13 protein-coding genes are annotated in these 12,530 nt (G+C 58.9%); 7 read left to right on the top strand and 6 right to left on the bottom strand.

Going from position 1 to position 12,530, the window contains the following annotated elements; translation table 11 throughout:
- The first annotated feature begins 247 nt into the window (after positions 1–247).
- From AC0L30_RS41590 to AC0L30_RS41580, 3 genes are all read left to right on the top strand, one after another.
- Complete coding sequence (locus tag AC0L30_RS41590) at positions 248–421, top strand: hypothetical protein (RefSeq protein ID WP_162847274.1); 174 nt, start codon at positions 248–250, stop codon at positions 419–421.
- 2,318 nt (positions 422–2,739) lie between these two features.
- Positions 2,740–3,483 (top strand): Crp/Fnr family transcriptional regulator, encoded by a 744-nt coding sequence (locus AC0L30_RS41585; RefSeq protein ID WP_473406682.1) that lies wholly within the window; start codon positions 2,740–2,742, stop codon positions 3,481–3,483.
- A 414-nt stretch (positions 3,484–3,897) separates the two neighbouring features.
- The gene (locus tag AC0L30_RS41580) at positions 3,898–4,104 is read left to right on the top strand and encodes a hypothetical protein (protein WP_473406681.1); all 207 of its coding nucleotides are present in this window, start codon (positions 3,898–3,900) and stop codon (positions 4,102–4,104) included.
- Positions 4,105–4,315: 211 nt separating this feature from the next.
- Here the strand turns inward: AC0L30_RS41580 and AC0L30_RS41575 are convergent, their stop codons facing one another.
- The 5 genes from AC0L30_RS41575 to AC0L30_RS41555 form a co-directional block, all read right to left on the bottom strand.
- The gene (locus tag AC0L30_RS41575; RefSeq protein ID WP_473365654.1) at positions 4,316–4,579 is read right to left on the bottom strand and encodes a hypothetical protein; all 264 of its coding nucleotides are present in this window, start codon (positions 4,577–4,579) and stop codon (positions 4,316–4,318) included.
- A gap of 705 nt (positions 4,580–5,284) precedes the next feature.
- The gene (locus AC0L30_RS41570; protein WP_473406680.1) at positions 5,285–5,812 is read right to left on the bottom strand and encodes an RraA family protein; all 528 of its coding nucleotides are present in this window, start codon (positions 5,810–5,812) and stop codon (positions 5,285–5,287) included.
- Between the two features lie 23 nt (positions 5,813–5,835).
- Entirely contained in the window at positions 5,836–6,231 is a 396-nt protein-coding gene (locus AC0L30_RS41565) for an aminotransferase class I/II-fold pyridoxal phosphate-dependent enzyme (protein WP_473406679.1), read from the bottom strand.
- Between the two features lie 387 nt (positions 6,232–6,618).
- Positions 6,619–9,990, bottom strand: a complete 3,372-nt coding sequence (locus AC0L30_RS41560; RefSeq protein WP_473406678.1) for an adenylate/guanylate cyclase domain-containing protein — start codon at positions 9,988–9,990, stop codon at positions 6,619–6,621.
- 42 nt (positions 9,991–10,032) lie between these two features.
- Entirely contained in the window at positions 10,033–10,431 is a 399-nt protein-coding gene (locus AC0L30_RS41555) for a YybH family protein (RefSeq protein ID WP_246648595.1), read from the bottom strand.
- A 220-nt stretch (positions 10,432–10,651) separates the two neighbouring features.
- On the opposite strand from AC0L30_RS41555, the gene AC0L30_RS41550 reads away from it, so the two are divergent.
- The 4 genes from AC0L30_RS41550 to AC0L30_RS41535 all read left to right on the top strand — a co-directional run bounded on the left by AC0L30_RS41550 (position 10,652) and on the right by AC0L30_RS41535 (position 12,033).
- Positions 10,652–10,867 carry a dodecin family protein gene (locus tag AC0L30_RS41550; RefSeq protein WP_473406677.1) on the top strand — a complete coding sequence of 72 codons (216 nt, stop codon included), beginning with the start codon at positions 10,652–10,654 and terminating at the stop codon, positions 10,865–10,867.
- 165 nt (positions 10,868–11,032) lie between these two features.
- Entirely contained in the window at positions 11,033–11,344 is a 312-nt protein-coding gene (locus tag AC0L30_RS41545) for a hypothetical protein (RefSeq protein ID WP_219680055.1), read from the top strand.
- 151 nt (positions 11,345–11,495) lie between these two features.
- The gene (locus AC0L30_RS41540) at positions 11,496–11,666 is read left to right on the top strand and encodes a hypothetical protein (protein WP_007592749.1); all 171 of its coding nucleotides are present in this window, start codon (positions 11,496–11,498) and stop codon (positions 11,664–11,666) included.
- Complete coding sequence (locus AC0L30_RS41535) at positions 11,590–12,033, top strand: GcrA family cell cycle regulator (protein WP_354171121.1); 444 nt, start codon at positions 11,590–11,592, stop codon at positions 12,031–12,033. The genes AC0L30_RS41540 and AC0L30_RS41535 overlap by 77 nt, the downstream gene beginning before the upstream one ends.
- Positions 12,034–12,216: 183 nt before the next feature.
- Here the strand turns inward: AC0L30_RS41535 and AC0L30_RS41530 are convergent.
- Positions 12,217–12,530: hypothetical protein (locus AC0L30_RS41530; protein WP_473406676.1), on the bottom strand; the 314-nt coding region annotated here is incomplete at its 5' end.

Raw genomic sequence — 12,530 nt, 5'->3', positions numbered from 1 at the left:
ACAGGTGGCCGCCTTCGATCGGAATGCATGGTCGCGTTCAATCGGAATCCCTGGCCGCAATCCCCGGAATCCGCAGCGAAGCGCCGCTTTGGTGCAACGGCTCGTGCTTCGCAACGCAACATAGCGCGAGCGCCGCCCGTACTTGTACGGAGGTTGAACAAACTTCTTGCTGTTGCGTGTCGTCCATATTCAACGCCTACTTCAGATTGATTTTGTGACGTTCCGATTTTTCAGACGAGGCCGGTCCATGAGCGTCAAAGCCATGATGGCGACTATCCTCAAGAACCAACTGACATCGCGCGGAGTGCATTCGCTGACGCATTCGGACTGCGCGGAGATCGTGGAGCACTTGATCGAAAAGCTCACTGAGCTTGAGCTTAGTTTGGCGCGAGAAGTAGCCAACAACCAGAAACTGCAGTAGCGCCACGCATGATGAGTAATCGAGACTGACGGGCCTCTTCCCTCATCAACCAATCGTCGTCCCGGTCATGATGATGGTGTTCGTGGTGGTGCTCATGGTGATGGTGCTCTGCCCCACCTCCGTTCACACCTTTTGCCCCAGACGCAGCGATGGCGTTTGACGTGAGTGAGGTCGATAGAAGCAAGGTCATGGCGGGCGGCGTCACGCCCGCAAATCTACCGCAGGTCTTCAAAAATTCACGTCGATCGTCATCTTCTGTCGTAGGCATGACATCCACGTCATGGACGTTCGGACCGGCGCGGCGCCAGGCCCTTATCAGCATTTAAATAAGTTAAACAGATTAAATCAGTCGCCCATGACGTGTAACGAATGCAGCTAATATTCAGGGTTGCGTGAATCCGAGCGTGTACTTCCTCAGCGGCGGTGGCGCTCTTGAGTATGTCCAGAGCAGTGATCCGTTGGGAACTGATGGGAGTATCGTCCTAATTAAATGGACAGCTTCTTGATGTTATTGTAACTTTCTCCGGTTTCAGCTTCGGAACTAATGTTTTGGAGCAAACTCATGCCGGAGTATCGAGCCTACATTCTTGGATCGGACGGCCACATACAGCTTCGCCTTGAACTTGATTGCGCCGACGAACCAACGGCGAGCGAACGAGCCAAGCAGCTCGTTAACGGCCAAGACGTCGAGCTTTGGGAAGGCGCGCGCAAAATCGCGACATATAGGCCAGAAGAGTAAGGTCGCCGACACCGGCGCGCTGGACCAACCCACATTTCGATTGTCGCGACGAGGATCTTGCTCATAGGGGCATAAGCGCACACTGCGCGTCATTCGTGGTCGCCGTTGCTTCGGGGGCAATCGTCTCCCGGCGCGAGTAGTCATTCGCCTCTGTGCGTGCTTGAGGCTCTGTTCTTTCATTTGTACAAGCGGCGTTGCATTCTTGGAAATGGGACGACAGCTCAAGCTCAGCCAAGTGCTCCCAGTATTCTGCTTCCGCGAGGAGCTTCCATTTATTCATGCCATTGTACGCGGCTTGTTGACGACACAGCGAACCCATCGCGCGTAAGCGTCGCACCTTCTCCACTGCGGACCCCCTTTGGCTTGTTTTTCACAAACCTGTTATTTCCGAGTGTCAGAGTTAAAGTCTCGCAGATTGAAATGACAAGCCCGGTGTTTGACTGGTTTTATGACAGCGCATTAGTCTGACTTTTGCCGCTAGCTGAGTGCAATGTCGAATGTCAGCGCCAGAGCGTCGTCCCCCTGCGCTCTGCGCAGGCATGCAATAAGGTTCGCACCAGCAGCAGTGAACTTTTGAGCGATCCTTCTTCGATTATGGTTAGCTTTTCATCACTCCGACGTTTGGTCCTTCCTTTGTCTCGCCGCATTGGACTACGAACCTGCTCGACGACCGATGCAAATTGATCAACACGACCGCTATTGCGCGAGCCTCCGAGGGCTGTCAGTGACTGCAACGTGGACACTAAGAGCCCGACACACGCAACGAGCGGTGCCGTACTCAGGGTCAAGAGCTTGCTCGGTGCGGGCTTGCAGATCGCGGTTAACAACAGCTGGTTCAGTTGGTTTCGAAGTCCCTCAGATCGAATTTGCTGGAATGCCAGTTCGCAGTGCGCTCACACCGTCTAATGGGACGTAAGCTCTGACAGATTACGATGCGCGCAAGCAGGAGCCAGCGTGCAGCTTTAAACGTTTATGGGCGTGGATCGATCTGGAAGATGATCGACATGGATCGAACCGAGCGCTTCTTTGCCGGAATGACTGTCGTGGGCACGATCTGCCTCTGCGCCGCGTTTACGATGTGGATGCTCGTTTGAGCCGCCACTCATGCCGCCAAAGGAGGCGCCCTATTTCGGTGGCTGCCATCTTGGCAAGGTCAGCCACTCGGTTATCTGAGACGTGATTTCGTTCTGCCGGGCCTTCCTAAGCATACTGTCTCGTTTGTCCTGGCGGAAATGACCGGGCTTCATCACGTAGCTGTTGAGCTTCCAGGTCAAGCCGAGCCCCACACTTGCGAGATCGCCGCGGCGTTTGCCGCGTCCCGGAAAGTGGAACTCCCTATGGTATTACCCATGCGCATTTCGCAATTGTGCAGCGGGGCGCTGGCACCTAACTCCTCAATCAGAGACAACAATTTCGCCTCCGAGGCGCGTGTGGTTGGAGTTTTTCTTTTGAGATTGAGAGCTTCCGCAGCTGAATTGGACTTCGGGGCGCGAGGCGTAGGCGGATTCAAACAAAGTTCGAGTTGGCCGCCCTATGACGCTCGAAATGCGATGCGGCGGATCGTTCGAGGTAGGCCGCAGTGACGCTTCCCGGCGAAATTGGCAACCGACTTCTGGCAACACTACCGGCGGCGGACCTCGATCTGCTGGCGCCCGAGCTAGAGATGGTAGCGCTCGATCGGGATGCGGTCGTCTCGCAGGCGGGTGACCAGACCGAGCACGTCCTCTTTCCTCATAGTGGCGCCATTTCTGTGATGATCGACATGGCCAACGGACAGACGGTCGCCAGCGCCGCAATAGGGCGCGAGGGAGCAGTAGGCACTCTTTCCGTGCTAGGGCCGTCCCCTTCGGCCGTTACCGCCGTCGTTCGTGCCGCGGGCATCGCCTCGCGGATCCCTGCATCGCGATTCCACGCCGCCTTTAGCCGAAGCCCCGCGATCCGCCACGCAGTCCAGATTCATTTCAAAGCGATGCTGATACAGCTACAAATCGGCGGCGCCTGCAATGCGCTGCATCCGGCCCAAGCCCGCATGGCACGCTGGCTGCTCCATCTTCGCGATCGCGCCGACCACGACGTCCTTGCACTCACCCAAGAGGCGCTTTCGCAAATACTGGGTGTGCGACGGACGACAGTGACGCTCCTGATGCGCAACCTGCGCGCTTCCGGAGCGATCAGATCTGAACGGCGAGGAGAAATCGAGATTGACCCATCGCGGCTCGCAGCGGTGGCGTGCGAATGCCACGATACCATGCGTCTCGAAATCGAGGGGATCTTCTCTATGAATGCAGCCCGATCTCGCGCTTTGGTTCTGCCGACGCAGTAACTGAAACGGGAGATGCCGCAAACCATCGCGCCTTTCGGCGTGATCAACCGTTATCCCGGACATGGACGATGTGGCCAATGTGCAACGGGCGCCTGGCTTCTCCACAGCAATGTCCGCGACCGAACAATCCCGCTCATGAGGTACGCGGTACTATCGGCGCGCCATGTACTGGGGGTCTGTGGATGAACTTTTCAAACGAATGATCAGACCTTATTGTCTCTTTGGGAAAGCGTGCGGCGACAAGTGTTGCCTGATCGCGCGAATGGCGGACGCTCCCGCGTTGTTGGTGACAATCTGCGCACCTATGCTGAACCGCTACGTTCGGAGATGGATCGACGGGAGCTCAAGTACGCCTCAATCAATTCAACTGAATGAAGCAGAGGGTGCCTCTGGGGCACACAGACGATGAGAGACATGCAGGAGCAGCTCGAGAACCTCCTCAAAGACGCAGCCGACTGCAAATCGATCAGCGATCTGGCCACCGACCTGCAAAAGCGAGAGTTGTTCGCGAGGCTTGCCGATCATCTGAGCGTCTTGGCTTCCGAGGTCGAGCGTGCAATTGCTGCGACAGCCTTTGGCACCGAATCGGAGCGACAAGAGGATATGCCCCGGCACCGATGATTGGGAACCAGCATGCGATGAGCGGAGGAGGCCATGACTGCGGAGCGGCCTCGCGTGCGAGAGTGCAATCGCGCGCTCGCGTCGTCACTAGTCGGAACGCCTATCTGCCGTGCAAGGCAATCAGCTAACTTCGATCGTCAGCTGCGACCGCAGCCCTGACCTTGGAGGATATCCCCGGCCAGCGCGCTTTATCACGAAGGCTGCGTCATGCTCATTCGCTATAGGACCGGCGTTGCCCTGTTTCAGCAGCCTCATTCGAGGCCAAGCAACGCCGCGCCCGCTCGATCTGGGCGCCGGTGGCCCCGTGGTTACGGGCATACATCTCCGCCAGGGCCGCCGAATACTTACCAACGTAGTATTTGACCTCTGAGCAAGAAATCCGCTCTCCCGGTCTGTGCTGGCGCGCAGCATAGGCTTCGGAGCTCAGCGTCATCAGAAACAAGGCAGCAGCGCCAATCGCACGCGTGACAGTCATTGTCATCCCCCACAGCTACTAGGTTCGTTGCAGAGAGCAGGCCTGAATCGTCCCGATCGCGCAAATTAACACTGGGGCGCTAGTGCAACGTGTTGTGGACTGTTGCTTTCATGCCCCAGCTTCGTGAGCACCGGCCCGCCCATGCTGGCGAACCCCGTACAAATCCAGACTCGTCGACACAGATGCGCGGCAATTGACGTCCCCATGTAAGCTGCATTGCGCAACGGGACACGCCGCTCTGGTCATCTCAGGAACCCAAGGGCGCGACACGCCGGCAGGCGCCGCCGCGATCCTAACGGGCACAAACCTCTCCCGCGTCGCCTGGGGAGGACCTCACGATGCCGACCAGCAATTCAATCCTCTGCGCGGATGACTACCGGTACGATCATCCTCTCTCGCTCCAGTCCATCATGGGCCAGTTTGAGCGAACTACAGCAACCGAGGGCCAACCAGATCCAATCATGGCCCCGAAGCGCTTGGATTGATGGATCGGGCGGCGGGATTTGATGTCCTGTTCGTCGACGCGATCATGCCGGTCGGCATCAACGGACGGCGGCTTGCCGTCGAGATCGACAATCGCCGGCCCGGTACTTTACACGTGGGGATATTCGGAGAACGCGATCATTCACCATGGCATGCTCGATCCGGGGCTTCCTTGCTCAGCAAGCCGTCCCGGTAGGTCCCTGCTTCCTCCGCTTTGGCGCTTCAGTTCGCGCACCGCGCTTCCAATGCGACGATGAACGAACGATCCCACCGGCCGTCACGCATGGCCTGCATCGTGGCTTCTTCACGGGCACGCTGAGTCTCGGCATTCGCGATCAACGAGGAGCCGCATCGGGCGCGAATGCGAGCAGGCCATCCTGATCGGATTTCCGCCACGTCGCGGATAGCTCCATCGATCACCATCCCAGCAAGACCTATCGTTGCCGCGTAAAACGATAGAATACCTCCGATCACTGCATTCGTGATGTCGCCACCCGCGTCGATCACCATGACATCGCCCGGCCGGCAAAATTCGAAGGCGCGCAGGATTGCGAGGTTGTCTCCCCCTCGAGTGTGTGACCGCCGTTCCGGCGAGCGGGCGGGCTTGTGGTAGGGCGCGAGCCCGACGGAGCCGCTGTTCCGCTGCATATTGTCGCTCAAGAGCGCCATGGGGATGTCGCGAAGCGCAGTAATGATGTCGGCCGATATCTGCGGTGCGGAAGCATTCTTCGTGAGACCGGACGTCTGCATGGCTTCGAATCCTGTGTGGAGTATTAGCGCAAATCGAACACGGCCCGCGCGATGCGCGCGACGCCGTCGGTCAATGTTTCAATATCGGTGGCGATCGAAAGCCTGAAGTAGGGTGAAAGTCCATAGGCCGTTCCGGCAACCAACGCGACGCCGGGGCTGTCGAGAAAATACAAAACCACGTCGCCGTCGGCGTCGAGCCGTTTGCCGTCGGGCGTGGTCTTGCCGATCAAGCCACCGCAATTGACATAGAGGTAGAACGCACCATCCGGCGCCATGCAACTCAGGCCGGGGATCGCGTTGACGAGCGTGCAAGCATACATGCCTCGGCGCCGGTAAAACGGAATATCACCCGGATTCGTACCTTCACGAACCTTATCGATGATATTGGCGAGGCGGCGAAAGGGTGTCCGGTAGGTCAATCGAATAAGCCATCAGTCCGCCAACTTGGACGAAGTCCCCATAAGCATACATTGTGGGAATTTGGGCTTCAGCCGCCAGTTCGGCAATCATCGCACGATTGGTGAAATGCTCGGCTTTCATCAGATACCATCAGCGCATCCAAGTGATCTTGTTGCATCGATCTGAAGACGCGCTCTGCCTCGTTAAAGCCCTTGCCCAGCAGCTGCTCTTTTTGCCGCTTCTCGCGCTGCCGCACCCTCTTGGGTCTTGCCAGTACGATCGCGAGTGCGGGCCCGGGTGCCCACCAACAACCAATTTAGTTTTCCAGATTGCGCGAGCCTCAGCAGAAGCTTCGGTCCACCGGAAGCCCCGGACCATGCGAACGGTGCACCGCTGAACACGTGACGTTAAACTTCAGCGATTTCCTCCAAGAGTGCTTTGGCAGAACGAAGGTCTGACGTTTCCAACCCTTCCGTAAACCAGCCGTAGACGGGACCAAGGAGGCCTCTCGCGTCGGCCTTCCTGCCCTGGTCGCGCCAAAGCCGAGCCAGACTCATGGCCGCACGTAATTCAAAGGATTTCGCGCTTTGGCTTTGAGCAATCTTGAGCGCAGCTTGCAAGTAGTTCTCGACCTCCTCAGCTGGAGCACCACGAGTGCGATGCAGTTCGCCCTCCATGCATGCAAGCTCCGCCTCCCACATATGTTCTTCGTTGCGCGCAGCGATGGCCTTCGCTTCGGCCAGGGTGGCCAGCCCGTTTTCGTCGTCACCTAACTGGTGGTGCATCGCCGCGAGCATCCACAAGTACCGGACCTGGTACCAACTGGCTCCGAGCCTGGCCCTCTCGTTCAGACTGAGGCGCATGAGCGCCAAGCCGCCCTCCACGTCACCTTCTTGGGCCATTGCCCAACCCCGCAGGATGAGACCGCTCAAGCGCCAATAATTCAAACTGTGCTGATCGGCGAGATCGATGATGGCTTCAGCGTGCGCATGCACACCCGCCACGTCACCCATCAGCTCCGCAGGCCCCGCTCCGCCATAGACCTGCACGTGCGCCGTAAGGTTCGTTTGATTTAACTCCGCAGCGTATTCAAACGCCGCGCGGCTGGCCCTCTGCGCCTGTTCGGAATAGCCAAGTATCCAAAGCACGATCGCCAGGTAGGGTAACGCCGAGGCCTTCGGATCATGTACATAGTGGACAGGTGGCGGCCGATGCGTATCCGGCTGATAGCGCCTCACGATCGCTTCGAGCTCTAAGCGCGCCGTAAGAAAGTCGCCGGCGTGCATGGCGGTGAGCGCCGCCAAACGATGCGTAGCTAGTTTGAGCGCCGTGTCCCCGGTGCGCTCGGCAGCGCGCTGGGCCTCGGCGACAAGGCTCTGCATGGTACCAAAGTCGCCTCGCACGAAGTGGAAAACAAACTTGCCGCTAAGGGTGGCGAACAAGGCATCCGTGTCATCGAGTTCATAGCAGAGCGCATGGGCCCTGCTGAAGGCCGTGCCAAGCTGCGGCGCCGTGTATCCGTGAATGGCAATCAGCGGACCTCCGATCGCCGTTTGCAGGGCGAGTTCCTGGCGATCGCGCTCCGGCCCTTCTGGATTCGACTTGAGTGCATCCAGCCCTCTTGTGAGATGAGCGATCGCCTCGAGATTGGCGGAACGCCCCGCGGCAATCCGGCCCGCCCGCAGCCAATAGCCGACCGCCTTTCCCGCCAGTCCCCCCTGCGTGAGGTGCAAAGCGATCGTCTCCGGCTCAGCTTCTGCACGGGCAGGATAATGTTCCTCGAGAGCTGCAGCGATGCGAGCATGGATCTGCTGCCGCTTGCTCTTTAAGAGGCTCTCATGCGCGATGTCTTGGACCAGCGCATGTTTGAAGCTGTAGCCCGTATCCGGAGGTGCTCCACGGCGGAATATGAGTTCCGCTGTCATTAGATCATTGAGAGCACGCTGCAGCGCGTGTTCGTCGAGCGCCGTTACCGATCTTAGAAGCTCGTGTCCGAATTCGCGCCCAATGCATGCCGCGATCTGGGCGACTTCCTTTACCGGCGCCAATCGATCGAGGCGCGCCATCAACGAGTCCTGGAGCGTCGTCGGGATCGCTAGGGGCGGCAAAGGACCAATCAACTCATAGTAGCTGCCCCGGTCTTTGAGCAGCCCGGATTCGAGGACGGCCTTGGTGAGTTCCTCGACAAACAGCGGCACGCCATCAGTTTTAGCCAGAATCTGCTCAAGCACCTCTTGTGGAAGTATTTTGCCGCCAGTGATCCGGTCAACGACAGTCGCCCCTTGCCTGCGGCCTAGTCGGCTTAAAGAGAGCGCCGTCACGTGCCCATGACCTGCCCAGCGCGGAACGAACTCAGGCCGGAAGGTGATGATGATCAGAATCGGGAGTTGCTGCACTTCGTCAACGGCCCGGTCGAGGAGTTCGAGCATGGTAGGGTCTGCCCAGTGAACATCCTCGTAGACGGCGAGCAGCGGCTGCCTTGCCGCCAGGCCTTGTATCTGCTCCAGGAGAGCCTGGAACGTTCGCTCCTTCTTCTGGTGTGGGCTAAGTGCGAGTGGCGAGTATCTCTCCCCCGTCGGGATTGCCAGGAGGTCCGCAAGAACCGGCGCGCTCTCATGCACGTCGTTTGTGGCAAGAGCGAGCATGGCCTCGAGTTTATCGAGCTGTTCTTCGGGAGCATCCTCCCGTCGTATTCCTGCTGCCCGCTCAAGGAGCCCAATGACAGGATACAAGGCGGTGCTGGTATGGAACGGAGAACAGAAATGGCTCAGTGGCGTGTGCGGCGCACCTGCGAGGTGGTCGCGCAGCGCCCGCACGAGCCGGGACTTGCCAATGCCTGCTTCGCCGCCGAGCAGGACAATCTGTCCCTCTCGCTCTTTCGCGTGCTCCCAGCGCTCCAGGAGCAATGCAAGTTCTTGGTCTCGTCCGACGAGCGCGGTCGTTGCGATGCCGTGCTGGGCGTCGAATCGACTCTCGGCTGCGCCCTCACCACTGACAAGCCAGGCCTGCACCGGCTCCGGGAAACCTTTGAGCGGCACTGTGCCGAGGTCCTGGTAAATGAAGGCTTCGGCCAGCAGGCGGCGCGTTGACTCGGCGATCACCACATCACCGGGCTCGGCCAGACTCTGCAGTCGGGCAGCCAGGTTCGGGGTTTCGCCGATCACGGCGCGCTCGCGAGCCTCTCCCTCGCCTATCAGTTCGCCGACCACGACGAGACCGGTTGCAATGCCGACGCGCGCGGCAAGCGCTACACCGCCCGGCTCGGTAAGGGAGGCGACCGCCTTGGTCACTCGAAGCCCGGCGCGGACGGCACGCTCCGCCTCATCTTCATGCGCCCGCGGCCAACCGAAATACGCGAGAACGCCGTCGCCCAGGAGCTTGGCTATGTGGCCTTCGAACCGGGCGATCTCGCCCGCCACGGCGTTGTGGTAGGCCTGCATGAGGTCACTCAGCTCCTCGGGGTCGCGCCCTGAGGCGAGCGCGGTGGAACCGACCAAGTCGACGAACATGACCGTAAGCTGCCGACGGTCCGCCTCTGAGGGCAGTGACGGCCTTGTACGTTCAGTTGGCTCACCAGCATCAGTGGCGACGGAAGCGATCGATGACATGCGCGCCTGAATCGCTTTCAATACGGTCTTGCGCGGCCCGAGCGGCAAGCCGAGTTCTCGCAGATCGGCTTCAGTCAGGTCGTGCAGGACATCAGGCGTGACTTCGGCTTCCTGGAAAGCGCGAGTGTAGCGCTCCAGCCCAAGACTGCGAAGCCATTCGGCTATATCCACGCGACGTCTCCTCGCGCGGCGCCAAGCGATACGACGGCGAGTTCAGTTGAAGGTATGTAACCTCAGCTTCAGTGAGCCATCCGCTTGACGCTCGAACACATGGGTGGCAATGCCGCCGGCACTTTGGCGGCTCCCATCCGGTCCCTTGCCGTTGGCCGTCCATTTTGCGGTACTGTAGACGACCTTCTCGTCTCCACCCGCATCTATGATTGTTAGTTTGTGATCAGTGAATCCGCCTGAAAACAGCCCAGCAAAGAATTTTTCGATTTCTTCCGGACCCGATATAACCTGATGCGTTGGTGGTAACACTTTCGCGTTTGAAACGTACGCTGTGGCGACCCCTTTGGCGTCAGCTTTGTTGAACGCCGTATCCCACGCGGCATAAGCTCCGGTAACTTCGGCTCTCACGTCGGAGTTCGTCGAGGAGGCCAGGTTCGGCATGATTCCCTCCCTCAGAATTGGCTTAGTGACCTCCATCATACTACTGCTGGCCAGTCCGCGAAATCGGAACTCGCGGGAACAGGGCGTGCTATTAGGCCGCGGACGAAACGAGGGCATATCCATACTTCCGCTGAGGGCTACGAGCGCCTTTTTCCGACTTCTAGATTTCACAATGGCAGGGAGCACCTGCTTCCTGCTTCATCCCGGACAGGAGGACGACATGCCTGATAGCGTCTACAAGGTCATTGAACTGGTCGGTACGACCAACGACTCGTGGGAGAAGGCCGCCGCGAATGCGGTCGAGCAAGCTGCAAAATCTCTCCGAGATCTTCGCATTGCAGAGGTCGTCAAGCTGGATGTGCAGCTGGATGAAAAGGGAAAAGTCGAAGCCTATCGCGCCAAGCTCAACGTATCGTTCAAGTTCGAGGGCTCCTGAGCCTCAGCACCTCGCCCCATGCGCAGGGCGAGGAGGACTCATTGGAGTAGGCGCGTTGCCCGGTTCGCCTAGCCGGACACTGTGGCCTCGTCTCGGAAGTTGGCCCTAGTCCGACCGGGACCGATATGCTTTGATGCGTCGGGGCGTGTGGCGCGTGGTGGCCTTATGTACATGGTCATTCGTAAGTACACCAAGGTTCGTTCGGTAGCGGACGCCGCTCGCCGCGCCAAGAGCGGCGTCGGCCAGATCCTAAGGCAATCGCACGGATTCAGATCTTACTATGTGCTGGATGCGGGCGACGGCGTTGGTATCGCCGTGATGATATTTGACGATCGCGAAAGCGCCAATGCAGCGAACGCCAAGATACTCGCGTTTGTTCAAGCAAGTCTACATGACCTCGATCTTGGAGTTCCCGAAATCACCACCGGCGACGTTTTGGTGAACATAGAGCCGAATGAATTCTCGGGCATAAAGTAGCTGAAAACGCCGCCATTTGCGTGGCGGTTGGCCTCCTTTGCTCCTGTCGTCGACTTGATGTTCCCATCTCGTTTGCACCGGTCGCGCCCTGGACGCGCGTGCCGTCCGCCATGAATATGCGACTACGCGTGTTTTCGAGGAGTAGAGCCACATGAAGCAACATACCTTCGAAGCATTTTCCACCACCGCGATCTACTGGACACCGCTTGTGCTTATGGGCACCGCGATGCCGCCAAGAGATCCCGATGAAGACGACGAGGACGACGAAGAGGAAGATGACGCTGACGACCCGCCGGTCGTGCGCGAGCCGGACGAAGACTAGGCTGGCGTGTTCGGCAGTCGGCGCTATAATATCTCTCATGGGCTGGGATGCGAAAGACATAGCGCTCCTCAACAGACTCTGGTCCGCGGGACAGAGCGCGGCGCAGATTGCGCGTCGTCTCGGGTGCAGTCGTAACGCGGTCTGCGGCATGCTGACCCGTCTGGGCTTGAAGCGCGGCCACAAGCCGCCCACAGCAAGGCCCAAGATAAGGCCGCGCCCGAAGCTGAGGCCGACCTCGTCGGCGGCCTGCGCCCGTCCAGTCGCACGGAAGGTGTCGCGGAACACAGTGCAGAGGCAGCCGCCCAAGGAATTCAGCAAGCAGCAGCTCTACTCCATGCTGGCAGAGGCGGTCAGAAACACTGGATAAGAGCTCACCAACAATGTGGTTGTGCTCCCGCAAGTCCCTGGCCAAGTTCGACGGGTTCGGCAGTCGTATACCCATCCCAAGGCTTCATCTGCTTGGAGTCAAAAGCAGCGGTAGATGCTAGGCTGAACTTACTTGTGGTTTGCCGCCGAAAGCCGACATGTCACCGATTCAAGAGATCTTCGGCTAAGCGGCCTGAAGTGGAAGCCGTAATGCCGGATCTGGCCCTTGAATGACCTGCCGTCGATATCGATGACGCCGCAACGTCGATGGCGATCGTCGTGCGCTCGAAAAGCGATCTTGCAAACGATAAGGCGCTGCTTGCGGCCAACTCACCTGTTCCGCCGCAAGGAACGATTGCATCAGCCGTGCTTTAGCCGTCCGCACCTTTAATTGTTCGATCAGAAGTTTGCGAAAGCCGCCGTATTCCTCCGGGGTGGGCCGCCTTGTTGAGTTGCAGGTATCCGACGAGGATCTAGCTTTAAGGCTAGCCTTAAGGT

Source organism: Bradyrhizobium sp. MI1.11 (assembly GCF_055811255.1).
The sequence above is the reverse complement of the archived record's forward strand: the minus strand, read 5'-3'. Positions and strand labels throughout refer to the sequence as shown.

What these genes read in the sequence shown, in the direction of transcription:
- AC0L30_RS41545 (WP_219680055.1), top strand. Translation starts at nt 11,033, where the DNA reads ATGTACATGGTCATTCGTAAGTACACCAAGGTTCGTTCGGTAGCGGAC.
- AC0L30_RS41555 (WP_246648595.1), bottom strand. Translation starts at nt 10,431, where the DNA reads ATGCCGAACCTGGCCTCCTCGACGAACTCCGACGTGAGAGCCGAAGTT.
- AC0L30_RS41575 (WP_473365654.1), bottom strand. Translation starts at nt 4,579, where the DNA reads ATGACTGTCACGCGTGCGATTGGCGCTGCTGCCTTGTTTCTGATGACG.
- AC0L30_RS41570 (WP_473406680.1), bottom strand. Translation starts at nt 5,812, where the DNA reads ATGCAGACGTCCGGTCTCACGAAGAATGCTTCCGCACCGCAGATATCG.
- AC0L30_RS41535 (WP_354171121.1), top strand. Translation starts at nt 11,590, where the DNA reads ATGAAGACGACGAGGACGACGAAGAGGAAGATGACGCTGACGACCCGC.
- AC0L30_RS41590 (WP_162847274.1), top strand. Translation starts at nt 248, where the DNA reads ATGAGCGTCAAAGCCATGATGGCGACTATCCTCAAGAACCAACTGACA.
- AC0L30_RS41580 (WP_473406681.1), top strand. Translation starts at nt 3,898, where the DNA reads ATGCAGGAGCAGCTCGAGAACCTCCTCAAAGACGCAGCCGACTGCAAA.
- AC0L30_RS41550 (WP_473406677.1), top strand. Translation starts at nt 10,652, where the DNA reads ATGCCTGATAGCGTCTACAAGGTCATTGAACTGGTCGGTACGACCAAC.
- AC0L30_RS41540 (WP_007592749.1), top strand. Translation starts at nt 11,496, where the DNA reads ATGAAGCAACATACCTTCGAAGCATTTTCCACCACCGCGATCTACTGG.